At 58.3% G+C, this 12,715-nt stretch carries 16 protein-coding genes; 8 read left to right on the top strand and 8 right to left on the bottom strand.

The window, feature by feature from the left end; all coding sequences use genetic code 11:
• Window positions 1-2: 2 nt before the first annotated feature.
• Entirely contained in the window at window positions 3-788 is a 786-nt protein-coding gene (locus RBQ93_RS00160) for a hypothetical protein (RefSeq protein WP_320369973.1), read from the top strand.
• On the top strand, window positions 788-1,618 hold the full coding sequence (locus tag RBQ93_RS00155) for a glycoside hydrolase (RefSeq protein ID WP_320369972.1): 831 nt from the start codon (window positions 788-790) through the stop codon (window positions 1,616-1,618). The genes RBQ93_RS00160 and RBQ93_RS00155 overlap by 1 nt, the downstream gene beginning before the upstream one ends.
• A 2-nt stretch (window positions 1,619-1,620) precedes the next feature.
• Here RBQ93_RS00155 and RBQ93_RS00150 read toward each other — a convergent pair whose 3' ends face one another.
• Window positions 1,621-2,358, bottom strand: a complete 738-nt coding sequence (locus RBQ93_RS00150) for a uracil-DNA glycosylase (protein WP_320369971.1) — start codon at window positions 2,356-2,358, stop codon at window positions 1,621-1,623.
• 51 nt (window positions 2,359-2,409) lie between these two features.
• Here RBQ93_RS00150 and RBQ93_RS00145 point away from each other — a divergent pair, with 51 nt between their 5' ends.
• On the top strand, window positions 2,410-3,366 hold the full coding sequence (locus tag RBQ93_RS00145; RefSeq protein ID WP_320369970.1) for a zinc dependent phospholipase C family protein: 957 nt from the start codon (window positions 2,410-2,412) through the stop codon (window positions 3,364-3,366).
• Between the two features lies 1 nt (window position 3,367).
• Here the strand turns inward: RBQ93_RS00145 and coaBC are convergent, their stop codons facing one another.
• Window positions 3,368-4,570: a bifunctional phosphopantothenoylcysteine decarboxylase/phosphopantothenate--cysteine ligase CoaBC gene (gene coaBC, locus RBQ93_RS00140; RefSeq protein WP_320369969.1), complete on the bottom strand. Its 1,203-nt coding sequence runs from the start codon at window positions 4,568-4,570 to the stop codon at window positions 3,368-3,370.
• Window positions 4,571-4,575: 5 nt separating this feature from the next.
• Window positions 4,576-5,202 (bottom strand): MBL fold metallo-hydrolase, encoded by a 627-nt coding sequence (locus tag RBQ93_RS00135; RefSeq protein ID WP_320369968.1) that lies wholly within the window; start codon window positions 5,200-5,202, stop codon window positions 4,576-4,578.
• 95 nt (window positions 5,203-5,297) lie between these two features.
• On the opposite strand from RBQ93_RS00135, the gene RBQ93_RS00130 reads away from it, so the two are divergent.
• Both RBQ93_RS00130 and rd read left to right on the top strand, forming a co-directional pair.
• Window positions 5,298-5,486 (top strand): ferredoxin, encoded by a 189-nt coding sequence (locus RBQ93_RS00130; protein ID WP_320369967.1) that lies wholly within the window; start codon window positions 5,298-5,300, stop codon window positions 5,484-5,486.
• A 32-nt stretch (window positions 5,487-5,518) separates the two neighbouring features.
• Window positions 5,519-5,677 (top strand): rubredoxin, encoded by a 159-nt coding sequence (rd, locus tag RBQ93_RS00125; RefSeq protein ID WP_320369966.1) that lies wholly within the window; start codon window positions 5,519-5,521, stop codon window positions 5,675-5,677.
• 61 nt (window positions 5,678-5,738) lie between these two features.
• Here the strand turns inward: rd and RBQ93_RS00120 are convergent, their stop codons facing one another.
• On the bottom strand, window positions 5,739-6,806 hold the full coding sequence (locus tag RBQ93_RS00120; protein WP_320369965.1) for an alanine--glyoxylate aminotransferase family protein: 1,068 nt from the start codon (window positions 6,804-6,806) through the stop codon (window positions 5,739-5,741).
• Between the two features lie 299 nt (window positions 6,807-7,105).
• On the opposite strand from RBQ93_RS00120, the gene nrfD reads away from it, so the two are divergent.
• Genes nrfD through RBQ93_RS00105 form a run of 3 tightly spaced genes read left to right on the top strand, consistent with a single transcriptional unit; the run spans window position 7,106 to window position 9,508 of the window.
• A complete protein-coding gene (gene nrfD / locus RBQ93_RS00115; RefSeq protein ID WP_320369964.1) occupies window positions 7,106-8,311 on the top strand; it encodes an NrfD/PsrC family molybdoenzyme membrane anchor subunit in 1,206 nt (401 codons plus the stop codon).
• A gap of 38 nt (window positions 8,312-8,349) precedes the next feature.
• A complete protein-coding gene (locus tag RBQ93_RS00110; protein ID WP_320369963.1) occupies window positions 8,350-9,102 on the top strand; it encodes a 4Fe-4S dicluster domain-containing protein in 753 nt (250 codons plus the stop codon).
• A gap of 28 nt (window positions 9,103-9,130) precedes the next feature.
• Window positions 9,131-9,508 (top strand): cytochrome c3 family protein, encoded by a 378-nt coding sequence (locus RBQ93_RS00105; protein ID WP_320369962.1) that lies wholly within the window; start codon window positions 9,131-9,133, stop codon window positions 9,506-9,508.
• An 84-nt stretch (window positions 9,509-9,592) separates the two neighbouring features.
• On the opposite strand, the gene RBQ93_RS00100 is transcribed toward RBQ93_RS00105, so the two are convergent.
• The 4 genes from RBQ93_RS00100 to RBQ93_RS00085 form a co-directional block, all read right to left on the bottom strand.
• Window positions 9,593-9,769, bottom strand: a complete 177-nt coding sequence (locus RBQ93_RS00100; protein WP_320369961.1) for a hypothetical protein — start codon at window positions 9,767-9,769, stop codon at window positions 9,593-9,595.
• Window positions 9,770-9,882: 113 nt separating this feature from the next.
• A complete protein-coding gene (gene trxB / locus RBQ93_RS00095) occupies window positions 9,883-10,857 on the bottom strand; it encodes a thioredoxin-disulfide reductase (protein ID WP_320369960.1) in 975 nt (324 codons plus the stop codon).
• A gap of 79 nt (window positions 10,858-10,936) precedes the next feature.
• The gene (gene flaF / locus RBQ93_RS00090; protein WP_320369959.1) at window positions 10,937-11,311 is read right to left on the bottom strand and encodes a flagellar biosynthesis regulator FlaF; all 375 of its coding nucleotides are present in this window, start codon (window positions 11,309-11,311) and stop codon (window positions 10,937-10,939) included.
• A 101-nt stretch (window positions 11,312-11,412) separates the two neighbouring features.
• Entirely contained in the window at window positions 11,413-12,606 is a 1,194-nt protein-coding gene (locus RBQ93_RS00085) for a tetratricopeptide repeat protein (RefSeq protein ID WP_320369958.1), read from the bottom strand.
• Window positions 12,607-12,715: the final 109 nt, after the last annotated feature.

The following is a 12,715-nucleotide window of genomic DNA, read 5'->3' as shown; positions in this document are numbered from 1 at the left end:
CGATGCAGACACTGGAAATAGCCCCTCAGGAGCTTGATCTCAAACGGCTGCATCACGCACTCACGGCCGACAAGCAGGCCATCTATTCCCTGCTTGAGCAGCCGTCCCCTGACCTGCTACGGGTGCTGCTACGCAACCCGGCCCTGGACGAACATCACCTGCTGACCCTGCTCAAGCAGCGCGGCTTGACCAGCGCCCTGTTTGAAATCATCCAGCACTACTTAGATGAGGCAGGCAACAGCTATCAACTTGCCAAGGCGCTGGCGCGGCATCCCGAAACGCCACCCCAGATCGCCCTAGGTCTTCTGCCCCGCCTGTACCTGTTCGATCTGGCCGAGCTCAGCCGTCACCCCCAGGCCACACCGGACCAGCGGATGGCAGCGGAACGCCTGATCATCCAGCGTCTGCCCACCCAGCCCCTGGGCAACAAACTGGCCCTGGCCCGCCAGGGCACCGCCGCCATTGTCGAGGCGCTGCTCAAGGAGGGGCTGCCGCAGGTGGTGGCCGTCTGCCTGGACAACCCGCGCCTCAAGGAGGGAGCCCTGCACCAGTTCCTCAGCTCCGGGGCCGCCAGTGCCGAAACCATTTCGCAGGTGGCCCGCCACGCCCACTGGCAGCACCGCCCCAACCTACGGCTGGCAATCCTCAAGCATCCGCGCACGCCGCTGATCTGGTACACCCTCTGGCTGCCACGCCTTAAACGTGGTGTCGTCAAGGAGCTGGGCCACTCGCCACGCCTGACCACACAGCAGCGGGCCTGCATCAAACAGTATCTGGGAGAGCATTGATGAAACGGTTGCTGCTGATTTTGAACTGTCTGGTGCTGCCGGTGGCAGCCATTGCCCAACCGTTACCCTACGCTGTGGCCAGCGCACCAACCCCGGTCTACAACAGTCCACAGGCTGCTGCCAGCAGCGCACCGCCACCCACAGACCGCTGTGGCCAAGTGCGCCAGCTTGAGTGGATCGCCTTTACGGGCACCCCTTTCACGGTCGTGGCGGACATGATCCTTAACCGGCAGTCGGTGCTTGAGGTCACCAGCCCATCCTACCGCCCGCCGCCGGGTGTGCGCTTATTTGTCGCTGCCAGTAGACTCGAGCGGCGCGCCTCGCTACCGCCGCTGCCCATTCCGGCACCCCGCTCTGCCGAAGAACTACTGCAGCGCCTGCACTCCGCAATCGGCCTGCCCTATGTCTGGGGCGGCAACCTGCGCCAGGGGGTGCAGTTCGGGCAGACTCGTCATTTTGCCGGCCTGGACTGTTCCGGCCTGCTGTACGAGGCCACAGATGGCGCCACACCACGCAACACCGCCGATCTGGTCAGCTACGGCCGGGCAGTGCCGGTGGCAGGGCTCACGCTTGCGCAGTTGCTGAAACGATTGAAACCGTTGGATCTGATTGTCTGGAAGGGGCACGTGGTCATCGTTGCCGATGGAGAACAGGCCATTGAAAGCCTGCTCGTATGTGGTCAGGCAGGCAATGGAGGGGTACGTCTGACGCCGTTGCGCCAGCGACTGCGGGAGATCATGACAACGCGGCAAGGCCTGGACATCTGGCCAAAACAACACGGCAAGCAGCAACTGTTCGTGGTCAGACGCTGGTTGCCATTAGCTGATTAATGCTACTTCTTCTTTTTCTCCGGCACCGCCAGCCCCAGCCGGCCAAGCACCAAGACCATGTCGTTCCAGACATCCCAGTAATGCTGCTTATTGTCTTTGTGGTGCAGTAAAAATGAAGGGTGGAAGGTCGGCATGACCGGTATGCCGTGATAGGTGTGAAACTGCCCCCGCAACTGGGAGATCGGCTCCCTGCTCTGCAGCAGTGTTTGGGCGGCGCTGGTGCCCAGGGCCACAATCATCTCAGGACCGATCACGCGGATCTGCTGGGCCAAAAACGGTGCGCACTGCTCGATCTCGTCCTTGTGGGGGTGACGGTTGGCCGGCGGTCGGCACTTGAGCAGATTGGTGATGTAAACCTGCTCCCGCTTGAGCCCCATGGCCTCGATGATCCTGGTCAGGACAGCACCGGCCTCACCCACGAATGGCTCGCCACGCCGATCCTCGTCGGCGCCGGGCGCCTCACCCACAAACAGTAGCCGCGCTTGGGGATTACCGGCGCCAAACACCAGCTTGGTACGGGTGGCGGCCAGACCGCAGCGTTGGCAATCGCCCATCAGTTGACGCACCTCTGCCAGGGTCTGCGGTTCAACCTGCAAGGAAGCACCAGAACCTGAGCCAACTGCCGCTTCAGTCGCAGCAGGTTCGTCATGCGGCACCCCATCCACGCCGCTCTCCTCAAGCTCCTGCAGATAGCTGTGTACTGAGGCATACATGGCGCCGGGCGTGAGTCTGTGTGGCATTGCGCGTGCTCCTGGTTTGCATTTCCTGACGACCCGCAGTAAGCTACCTGCATGATCATGATGATTCGTCTCGCACTACTGTGCTGTTGCTGCCTGCTGCTGCCTGATCAGGCCCTGGCCTGGGGTGGCGGCACCCACCTGACCATCGGCCTGGAGGTGCTGCAACGACTCCCGCAGCTGCCGCCCAACCTGGCCGCCCTGCTGGCCGGCGCCAGCGACGATTTTCTCTATGGCTGCATGGCAGCCGACATCATCGTGGGCAAAAAATACACCCACTACCTGCTGAACTGCCACCGCTGGCGGGTGGGTAGCCGGCTGCTGCAGGCGTCCAGCACTGATTCGCAGCGGGCCTGCGCCTGGGGCTACCTCTGCCACCTGGCAGCTGACATGGTGGCCCACAACTATTTCGTGCCCTACAAGATCATTCGTTCCTTCTCCACCATTGCGCTACGCCATACCTACTGGGAGATGCGTTTTGAGGCCTTTGTAAAACCGGCCACCTGGGAGCGGGCACGCTCAGTCTGTCAGAACGGCCGCAGTCTGGACGACAGCCTGCTGCGGCGGGTGATGGCCCCCACCCTGTTCTCCTTCGGCAACAGCAAACGGATCTTCAACTCGATCTTGCTGCTTTCGAGGCTGGAGCGTTGGCAGCTGTTGATGTGCACCCTGTCGCAACGCTCGGACCACCTGCTGAGTGAGGAAGATTATCAGGAATATCTGGCCATCACCATGGATGCCGTGATGGATCTCTTGCAGCATGGTGATGACAGTTTCTGCTGGATGACCGACCCCACCGGCGAAACCGCCCTGACTGCCGCCCAGGAACTGCGACGCCACCTGCGTTTTCTCTACAAATCAGGACTTATTTCCCGTTCGGGGGGGATTGAGCGGGCCGAATTCATCAAACCAACCCTGCGGCGGGCCATGCACCAGCCGGAATTACTGGAGATCCTGCGCACCGCCAGCCACGAGCAGAGCTCGCCGTTTGTGCTGCCAACCGGTGGTTGAATCAGCCCCTGTGCTGTAGCAGGGTCAACACCCTGTCCAGAATCAGGTGGGCCAGTTCCTGCTTGTCCATCAGCGCTAGCGGCTCAACGCGGCCATCACGGAACAACAGCTGACAGACGTTAGTGCTGACATTGAAGCCGGCCCCTTCCTGGGTCACATCGTTGGCCACAATCATGTCCAGATTCTTGGCGGCCAACTTGGTGGCGGCGTGGGCCTGCAGCTCCGTAGTCTCAGCGGCAAAGCCCACCAAGAGCGGACGTTTTTCCAACCGGCCCAGTTCAGCCAGGATGTCCGGGTTGCGCTCCAGTTCGATCGTCAGCCGCTCACCCTGCTTCTTGATCTTCTGATCGTTGCGCAGCACAGGACGGTAATCGGCCACGGCAGCAGCCTTGATCACCACCGTACTATCAGTGACCCGCTCCATCACCGCCTGACGCATTTGACAGGCACTCTCCACCGCAACAAGTTCAACGCCAACCGGTGCCGGCAGGGCCACCGGGCCGCTGATCAGGATCACCCGCGCGCCACGCTGACGTGCGGCCTGCGCCAAGGCATAGCCCATCCGGCCGGAGGAATGGTTACTGATAAAACGGATCGGGTCCAGCTCTTCGCGGGTCGGACCGGCAGTCACCAGCACCGTCTGTCCAGCCAGATCCTGGGGGGTTAGCAAGCGGCAGAGTTCAGCAAAGATCTGCTCAGGCGGGGCCAGCCGTCCCTTGCCCTGCCAGCCACAGGCCAAGAAACCCGGCTCCGGATCAACCAGCCGGCAGCCCAGCCGCCGCAGTTTCTGTTCATTTTCCTGATAGGCCGGATGCTCATACATATTGACGTTCATGGCCGGCGCCACCAGCAGTGGTGCCTTAGTGGCCATGGCGGTGGTGGTCAGCAGGTCGTCAGCGATGCCGTTGGCCAGTTTGCCGATGCAGTTGGCAGTGGCCGGGGCGATCACCAAAGCATCGGCCCGGTCCGCCAGGGAGATATGGCCGATCTCCTGTTCCTGGATCAGGTTAAACAACTCGGTGTGCACCGGGTTGCCAGACAGGGTCTGAAAGGTGAGCGGCGTGACGAATTCGGTGGCGGCCCTGGTCATGATCACGTGCACCGTGGCGCCGGCCTTGGTCAGCAAACGCAGCAGTTCCACCGCCTTGTAGACGGCAATCCCACCGGTCACCCCCAACACAATGGTTTTTCCTTGCAGGTTCATAGGCGTTAATCCAGATACGGGTTATGCTGCTGTTCGTGGCCGATGGTGGTGGCCGGGCCATGTCCGGGCCAGACCTGCACCTGCGGCGGCAGTGCGAAAAGGCGGGTGCGAATGGAGTCTACCAGTTGAGCGTGGGAGCCACCCGGCAGGTCGGTACGGCCGACACCGTCGGCAAACAGGGTGTCACCGCTGATCAGCTTCTGCTCAGACTCCAGATACAGGCAACAGCCACCCGGCGTGTGACCGGGGGTGTGGATCACCCGCAACTGCTGGTTGCCAAAAGAGAGCAGCATGCCATCCTCCAGCAGCCGGTCCGGACACGGCGAATTTTCCGCCTGCAGGCCGTACATGCCAGCTACGCTGGCAACCCTGTCCAGCATCGGCTCATCGGCCGGGTGGATCAGCAACTCTGCCCCGGTGGCCGACTTCAGTTGTCGATTGCCCCCCACGTGGTCGAAGTGGCCATGGGTGTTGATGATGCTGACCACCGCCAGCCCCCGTTTCTGTATCGTCGCCAGAATCTGCTCAACATCGCCGCCCGGGTCCACCACCACCCCTTGGCCGGTGGCCTCGCAGCCCAACACGAAACAATTGACCCCCAAGGGACCAACCACCACAACATCGAATGTCATATCAACTCCTTAGGCAGTATTGCGGCAGCCTGCTTGCCCCTCACAGGGATTGGTGGTATGGTTTGCCCACATGATCACCCAGTAAGGAGACACCCATGACGAAACAACCGGTTGTTGACCAGGACGCCTGCATCAGTTGCGGACTGTGCGTCAGCTCCTGCCCTGCTGTCTTTCGTTTCAACAGCGCCGGCAAATCCGAGTGCTACGACCCGACCGGCGCCGACGAGGCAGCCATCCAGGCCGCCATTGACGGCTGTCCGGTGCAGGCCATCAGCTGGCAGTAGCGCCAGCATCTTCCACGAAAGGAACCACTGCCATGTCAAAGTATGTCTGTTCGCTCTGCCAGTACGTCTACGACCCTGCTGTGGGTGATCCGGACCACGGCATCGCCCCCGGCACCGCCTTTGAAGACCTGCCGGACGATTGGTGCTGCCCGCTGTGCGGCGCCGGCAAAGACGTCTTCGAAGAAGAATAGTTCCGTTTCCATTTCAAGCGCTACAAAAACGGGGCGGCCGCAGGGTCGCCCCGTCTTGTTTCTATCTCGCTAACTCCTCATCCAGCAGTCCCAGAAACTCCTCCAGTTCAGCCGGCTGCATATCCCCCATGTGCGCCACCCGGAAGGTCTGCCCCTTGATCTTGCCATAACCGTCGTCAAAGGCGTAGCCACGCTCACCCAGCCGCTGCTTGACCCCGGCCAGATCAACACCACGGTTGTTGGCCACACAGGTCAGGGTCACCGAACGGGCCCCCTGCGGCGCAAACAGCTCAAAACCTCGCTCCACGGCCCAGGCCCGGGTCCGCTCCGCCATCTGCAGGTGGCGGCCCCAGCGCACTTCAAGCCCTTCGTTAAAGATCCGCTGCAACTGGCAATCCAGACCGTAGATCAGCGAAATACACGGGGTGGACGGCGTGTTGTGCTTGTCGTCATTGGTCACAAATTCCATGAAATCAAAGTAGTAACCACGGTTTTCCACCGTCTTGGCCCGCTGAATCGCCTTCTCGCTAGCGGTAAAGATCGCCAGTCCCGGCGGCAGGGCCAGCGCCTTCTGCACCCCAAAGATACAGCAATCGATCCCCAGTTCCTTGACCGGCAGCCGCGAGGCGCTCATCGAGGAAACCGTATCAACAATGCTGACCACGTCGGGGTACTTCTTCAGCACCTGGGCAATCTCCTCCAGCGGCGAGAAGACACCTGTAGAGCTCTCGTTGTTGATCAGCGTAAAGCTGTCGTACGTGCCGGTGGCCAGGGCCTGATCCACCAGCTCGGCGGTGATTGGCTGGCCCCAGGGCACCTTGACCGCATCGGCTTGCTTGCCGCAACGCAGGGTCACCTCGTGCCACTTGTCTGAAAAGGCACCATTACAGAAGTTGACGCAGCGCCCCTTGACCAGATTGCGCACTGCCCCCTCCATTACACCGAAGGCGCTGCTGGTGGCCAGGAAGGTGCGATCGTCGGTCTCCATCATCCGCTTCAGATTGGCGGTGACCCTCGCGTGCAGCTCGGCATATTCCTTCATACGGTGGCCAATCATCGGCTGCGACATGGCAGCGAAAATTTCAGGGGCCACATTTACCGGACCAGGGATGAACAGCTTCTTAGCCATCAGAAAAATCTCCGTCAATTAGATAAGTTAACAAGAAATCGCAGCCTAGCAGATGCCCCCGTCGAAGTCAAGGCAACCGCCTGCGCCGATCACGTTGCACGCCCCGGCAGATTGCAACACCCCATTTTGCAACAAAGCAACACCGCGACTCATTGATTAGTGCTGTATTTTTATGGGATTGCATTTCACCATCGCCTATGCTAGAAAAAAGCGTTTAGAAACCAAAGCGTTGCAAATGCAACAATTGTTCTATGCATCGATTTGCCATCACACACCAGAGTAAAGGGGACCTAGCACGTATGACCAATCACAGCGCACCAACACTGAACGAGCTGGTAAGCGGCGTCGCAAACCGGCTCAAGACAGCCGGGACCGGCTTCTACCTGATGGTTTTTATCTCTCTGTGCCTGGTACTGGCCGCCACAGGGCTCGGCCTGATGACCATGTTCAAGGGCCATGAAGCCTACTACAATGTCTACCGCGAGGTACCGTGGGGCATCCTGATTGCGGCCTACGTCTTTTTCGTGGTGACCTCAACCGGACTGTGCCTGGTCTCCTCCATCGGCCACGTCTTTGGTGTGCAGGATTTCATGCCGATCGCCAAACGTTCGGTCTTCCTGTCCATTGCCACCATCCTGTCCGGTTTCTTCGTAATCGCCTTCGAGATCAAGATCCCCTGGCGGATGGCAATCTATAACGTGATCTCCCCCAACCTGACCTCCAACATCTGGTGGATGGGCACCCTCTATGGCGTCTACCTGGCTTTCATGTTCGCCGAGTATATCTTTCTGTTGATCAACAAGCATAACCTGGCGGTGATCTGTGGCTTCAGCGGCTCTGTGGCCGGCATCGCCGCCCACTCCAACCTGGGCGCCGTGTTCGGTCTGCTGATGGGCCGTGAATACTGGCAAGGCCCCTACATGCCGATCTACTTCATCGCCTCAGCCATGATGACCGGTTGCGCGGTGATCATCCTGTTCCATATCCTGGGCTACAAGGTTAACCGTGAACAGATGGCCCCCGACATGGAGCGTGCCCTGGAGGTCACCACCAAGATCGGCATCCTGCTGATCACCGTGATCCTGTTCTTCACCACCTGGAAGTTGATTGCCGGTGCAGCCGGTCAACCCGGCGGCGCCTATCCGATCGTCCATTCCGAGGTTGTCGGCCACCACGCCTTCATCTTCTGGTTCTTTGAAATCCTGCTGGGCATGGTTGGTCCGCTGGTACTGTTTATCCTCTCCAAGGGCCGCAACCTGAAGATGATGTTGGTCGCCTCGCTCTCGATGATCATCGGCATCTTCGTGATGCGCTACAACCTGGTCTTCCTCGGCCAATCGCTGCCGGTCTATTACAGCCTGGGCGTGAATGAGTTCAAGGATATGCTCAGCTATTTCCCCTCGGTCTATGAATGGATCATCGCCGCTGGCGGCTTTGGTCTGACCGCACTACTCTTTCTGGTTGGCGAAAAAGTATTCGACGGCCACAAGGTTGAACACCACTAATCCACTGACATAGCAACCGATAACGAGGATACCAACACATGAACAAGCATATAGATCTGAACAATCTGAAGAACGAAGGGCTCGAGAACGTTTCGAACCAGGAGCGACGGGATTTTTTCAAGATGGGCCTGGCCATCACCGGCGTGTTTGCCGGAGGCACCCTTTTTTCGGCCATCTCCACCTTCAACCGCGCCCATGCCTCTGATTTCGCTAAAAAGTACCCCTACAAGCCCCATTACAGCATGGTCATGCAGCAGGATCGCTGCATCGACTGTGAGCGCTGTATGGAGGCCTGCGTGGTTACCAACAACGTGCCCAGACGCCATGGCAACTACCGCACCACCATCCTTGAAAAGGAGACTCCTGACGCCATTGGCGGCAAGCGTGAATTTATCCCGGTACTCTGCAACCAGTGCAACCTGCCGCAATGCGTTCGTGTCTGCCCCACCAAGGCCACCTATAAGGACAAGAGCAACGGCATCGTGATGATGAACATCAAGAAGTGCATCGGCTGTCTAACCTGCCAGCTGGGCTGCCCCTACAATGCCCGCTACTTTGACGAGACCCGTCATGCTGTTGACAAATGTAACTTCTGCTGGGACACCCGCATCTCCAAAGGCGAGAAGGACACCGCCTGTGCCCATGCCTGCCCGGCTGATGTCCGGATCTTCGGCGACCTTTCCAACCAGGAAGACCGTGTATTCAAGATCGTCCATCAGATCGAAAAGCCGGTCTGGATTCTGCGCCCCGAATCCGGCACCCGTCCCAACGTGTTCTACACCAAAGGCTAATTAACTTTACGCGACGAGGTACTCACCGATGACCATACGTATGCTCTCCACTGTAATCGCCCTGCTGGCCCTGGCCGCCGGCCTGGCCTTTGCCAACGCCTACCCCGAAGCGCCGATCGTCTATGATAAGCCGGTGCGCGGCGTGATCTTCTCCCACAAGGCCCACATGGAAAAGGGCCTGTCTTGCGAGATGTGCCACAACCGCCTGTTCGAGATGCAGGCCAAGAAGGCCCAGGAAAACAGCGATTTTGTGATGGAGTCGCTCTATCAGGGCAAGTACTGCGGCGCTTGCCACAACGGCTCGCTGGCCTTTGCCTCCAACACCCGCTGCGCCACCTGCCATATCGGCGTCAAAGGTGAGGAGCGGCTGAAGAACGGCGGCAAACAGGAGAAGAAGGGGCACTAAGCCTTATTTCAGAAAAGCCTTAGATCAAAAAAGGCGTCCCCAAAACCGGGGACGCCTTTTTTTACGCATGCGAGGCACTAACCGCTATAACTCTTCGAACTCCTCGTCAGCAGCCGCGTCATCCGGCCCTGCATCACCTTCATCCTCGACCGCCTGGTCCTGTTTCAGCGCCTCCAGAAAGCGCTGGTTCTCCTGCAGGGTCCTTCCCACCTCCTGCAGCAGCTTATGAATACTATCATCCTTGGGCGGATCAATAATCATCGTGTGTTCCCCATACAAAGCCGCAGAGCTTCAGTCGCAGAAGCAGGCGGCAAGGAGGGTGCACGGAGGCGTAGCAGCACTACGTCGACCAGCACCCGGCGCAGCCAACGAACTTATGCGGCTGAAGAATCCGGCGCTACTCCATCCAGAAACCGCTCCGCATCCAAAGCCGCCATACAGCCGGTACCGGCCGAGGTGATCGCCTGGCGATAGATGTGGTCTTGTACATCACCAGCGGCAAAGACACCGGGGATACTGGTCTGGGTGGCAAAGCCCTCTGAGCCACCCTTGGTCTTCAGGTAACCGTCCTGCATCTCCAGCTGACCCTCAAAGATTGCCGTATTGGGCGAGTGCCCGATGGCGATGAAGACACCGTCCAGGGCGATCTCTTTGGTGGATCCATCGCGCACATCCTTGATCCGCATGCCGGTGACACCGCTGGTATCCCCCAGCACCTCATCCAGCACATGGAGCCACTCGATAGTCACCTTGCCTTCAGCTGCCCTGGCCTGCAGCTTATCGGCCAGAATCTTCTCGGAGCGGAACTGGTCACGACGGTGCACCACGGTAACATGGGAGGCGATGTTAGCCAGGTAGAGCGCCTCTTCAACGGCGGTGTTGCCGCCGCCGATCACGGCCACCGGTTTGTTGCGGTAGAAAAAGCCGTCACAGGTGGCGCAGGCTGAGACGCCCTTGCCCTTGAAGGCCTCTTCCGACGGCAGCCCCAGATAGCGGGCCGAGGCGCCGGTGGCGATGATCAGGGCATCGCAGGTATAGGTTGCACTGTCACCTTTCAGGACAAAAGGACGCTGTTGCAGGTCGGTTGCTGCGATCTGGTCGTAGATAATCTGGGTGTTGAATCGTTCGGCATGCTGCCGCATCCGCTCCATCAGGTCGGGGCCTTCCACCCCGGCATGGTCGCCGGGCCAGTTGTCCACCTCGGTGGTGGTGGTCAGCTGGCCACCCGGCTGCAGACCGGCAATCAAAACAGGGTTCAGGTTGGCCCGTGCGGCATAGACTGCAGCGGTATAGCCGGCAGGTCCGGAGCCAAGAATAATCAAACGATGGTGCTGTACTGCAGCTGCCATGAAAAACCTCCTCAAACGAAACTATCCTCTACAGTGGTTGTAGAGGATAGCAGGAGTTACCGCGGATGTCATCACCCTGTTACGGCTGGGGCGTGGTCCTTAAGCCGGCGGCGATGTTAAAATCGATATCAATCACGATCTGCAGTTTGTCCTTATCCGGGTTGGCCATCACTTCAAATAACCGCTTGTCGATAAATATGCTCAGGTTGAGTATATCCTCCCGCAGGTTCTTGGGCAGCGGATTATCAGGATCGGACAGTTCGGCCTGAAAGAAACTCCAAACCTTCTGGTTGAATTTGATCGCCTCCAGCAGTTTCTGCTCATGGTCAGGCGCCTGCCAGTTCTCCTGCACAGACTTCAGCATCAGACCAGCCCGGGTCAGCACCGAGGCCTCAAGTTCACGACCGGTGAGATGCTCCTTCTGCATATTCGTGTAAGCTGAAACTTGGTTCATTCTTCACCCCTTTTAAAAGTACTCAACAAGGAAGGCTTTTCAACGTGCAGTGAACATAATCGGATTATGGCTCTAAAGCAAGCATCCGTCTAGCCAAGCCATCAGAACGCCTTGTCCGCAAATCCGTTATATTGGTCGCCAGAACTATCGATCTGCTTGCCGGTTGCGTCCTTGCCCATAAACGTGAAGGTCAGGTGCTTGGTATCAATTGTACCTCCCTCACTAAAGGGAGTATCGTTCTGATAGAGAGAGAAATACACGGTTGCAGATTTCTGGGTGGGGTCATAGGTCACCCGGTTGGGCATGGTCGTAAAGCTTGACCGGTCCGTTGGTTTATACAAGCCGTTGTCATACAGGCCACCGCTGACGCCGGTCGGCTTACCTATCTTCCAGTTGGTGATATTGGACACCGAAGTCATATCCATATCGCTGTCAAAACGGAAGGTAATTGAAAACTCCTTAACAGCGCCAGGCTGGCTAAAGGTAACAGGATCGAGCACCAACAACGGAGCCGGCCCAAAGACCGTATTGAACGTACTACGTTCTGTATCGACACCGATAATCTTCGGTTGGCGAACAAGCTCTTCCAGATCTTCGACAAAACTATCTGCCTGCGCTGTCTCCAACGCCTTCAAGGCGCTGATCTGCTCATCCACCTTGTACGAATCCCCCAGTGCAGCATAGGCAACACCCAACTCCTTAAAGCTCGGTGCAGAATCACGCTTAAGCTCCAGAGCCCGCTGCAACTGAATAATGGCCTCACTGTGGCGCCCCTGTGCATTGAGCGCTGCACCCAAACCATAATAGGCATTGCCATCACGGGGGGCAAGCCTGATGGTCTGGTTAAATGCAGCCTCAGCTTCACTGAATCGCTGCTGCTGAAGCAACAGATGGCCACGGGTATAATGTGGCAACGGACTGGTGGGATCGGCGAGACTGGCTGCCTTCAGCGACTTTTCGGCTTCGGCGTAATTCTTTTCGTCGATATAGATATTTGCCAGATTGGTGTGCACATCTGACTGGCTCTTGTCTATCTTGAGTGAGAGGGTATAGGCCTTGATGGCTTCCTTATTGTTACCCAGCTTGATCTGGGCCTGGGCCATCATATTATAGGCGCCGACGTTATCGGGGCTTAAGGCTGATGCCTGCCTGAAGGCCGCTGCAGCCTCTTTATATTTGCCCTTTTCCAGCAGCCCAATACCGCTTGACAGCACTGCATTCGACACGCCTGATCGGGTATCCTGCTGCCCCAGCAGGGCTGAAAACATTTTTTCAGTAGCGCTCGTAAGATCCATGATATACCCCCCGCACCGCTTGCGGTTCGTGTGTAAATAGTATATCGGTTTTTTGAAAAAATTCTTGAAAAAGATCGCCAGGCAGATCACCATCCGCACCAGGCATCAA

Origin of the sequence: Trichlorobacter sp. (assembly GCF_034008105.1) — a bacterium.
Classification (GTDB): domain Bacteria; phylum Desulfobacterota; class Desulfuromonadia; order Geobacterales; family Pseudopelobacteraceae; genus Trichlorobacter.
Note: the sequence above shows the minus strand (reverse complement) of the source record. Positions and strands in the feature narration are given on the sequence as shown.

What these genes read in the sequence shown, in the direction of transcription:
- RBQ93_RS00105 (WP_320369962.1), top strand. Translation starts at nt 9,131, where the DNA reads ATGACCATACGTATGCTCTCCACTGTAATCGCCCTGCTGGCCCTGGCC.
- trxB (WP_320369960.1), bottom strand. Translation starts at nt 10,857, where the DNA reads ATGGCAGCTGCAGTACAGCACCATCGTTTGATTATTCTTGGCTCCGGA.
- RBQ93_RS00120 (WP_320369965.1), bottom strand. Translation starts at nt 6,806, where the DNA reads ATGGCTAAGAAGCTGTTCATCCCTGGTCCGGTAAATGTGGCCCCTGAA.
- rd (WP_320369966.1), top strand. Translation starts at nt 5,519, where the DNA reads ATGTCAAAGTATGTCTGTTCGCTCTGCCAGTACGTCTACGACCCTGCT.
- flaF (WP_320369959.1), bottom strand. Translation starts at nt 11,311, where the DNA reads ATGAACCAAGTTTCAGCTTACACGAATATGCAGAAGGAGCATCTCACC.
- RBQ93_RS00150 (WP_320369971.1), bottom strand. Translation starts at nt 2,358, where the DNA reads ATGCCACACAGACTCACGCCCGGCGCCATGTATGCCTCAGTACACAGC.
- RBQ93_RS00085 (WP_320369958.1), bottom strand. Translation starts at nt 12,606, where the DNA reads ATGGATCTTACGAGCGCTACTGAAAAAATGTTTTCAGCCCTGCTGGGG.
- RBQ93_RS00130 (WP_320369967.1), top strand. Translation starts at nt 5,298, where the DNA reads ATGACGAAACAACCGGTTGTTGACCAGGACGCCTGCATCAGTTGCGGA.
- RBQ93_RS00155 (WP_320369972.1), top strand. Translation starts at nt 788, where the DNA reads ATGAAACGGTTGCTGCTGATTTTGAACTGTCTGGTGCTGCCGGTGGCA.
- coaBC (WP_320369969.1), bottom strand. Translation starts at nt 4,570, where the DNA reads ATGAACCTGCAAGGAAAAACCATTGTGTTGGGGGTGACCGGTGGGATT.
- RBQ93_RS00100 (WP_320369961.1), bottom strand. Translation starts at nt 9,769, where the DNA reads ATGATTATTGATCCGCCCAAGGATGATAGTATTCATAAGCTGCTGCAG.
- RBQ93_RS00110 (WP_320369963.1), top strand. Translation starts at nt 8,350, where the DNA reads ATGAACAAGCATATAGATCTGAACAATCTGAAGAACGAAGGGCTCGAG.
- RBQ93_RS00160 (WP_320369973.1), top strand. Translation starts at nt 3, where the DNA reads ATGCAGACACTGGAAATAGCCCCTCAGGAGCTTGATCTCAAACGGCTG.
- RBQ93_RS00145 (WP_320369970.1), top strand. Translation starts at nt 2,410, where the DNA reads ATGATCATGATGATTCGTCTCGCACTACTGTGCTGTTGCTGCCTGCTG.
- RBQ93_RS00135 (WP_320369968.1), bottom strand. Translation starts at nt 5,202, where the DNA reads ATGACATTCGATGTTGTGGTGGTTGGTCCCTTGGGGGTCAATTGTTTC.
- nrfD (WP_320369964.1), top strand. Translation starts at nt 7,106, where the DNA reads ATGACCAATCACAGCGCACCAACACTGAACGAGCTGGTAAGCGGCGTC.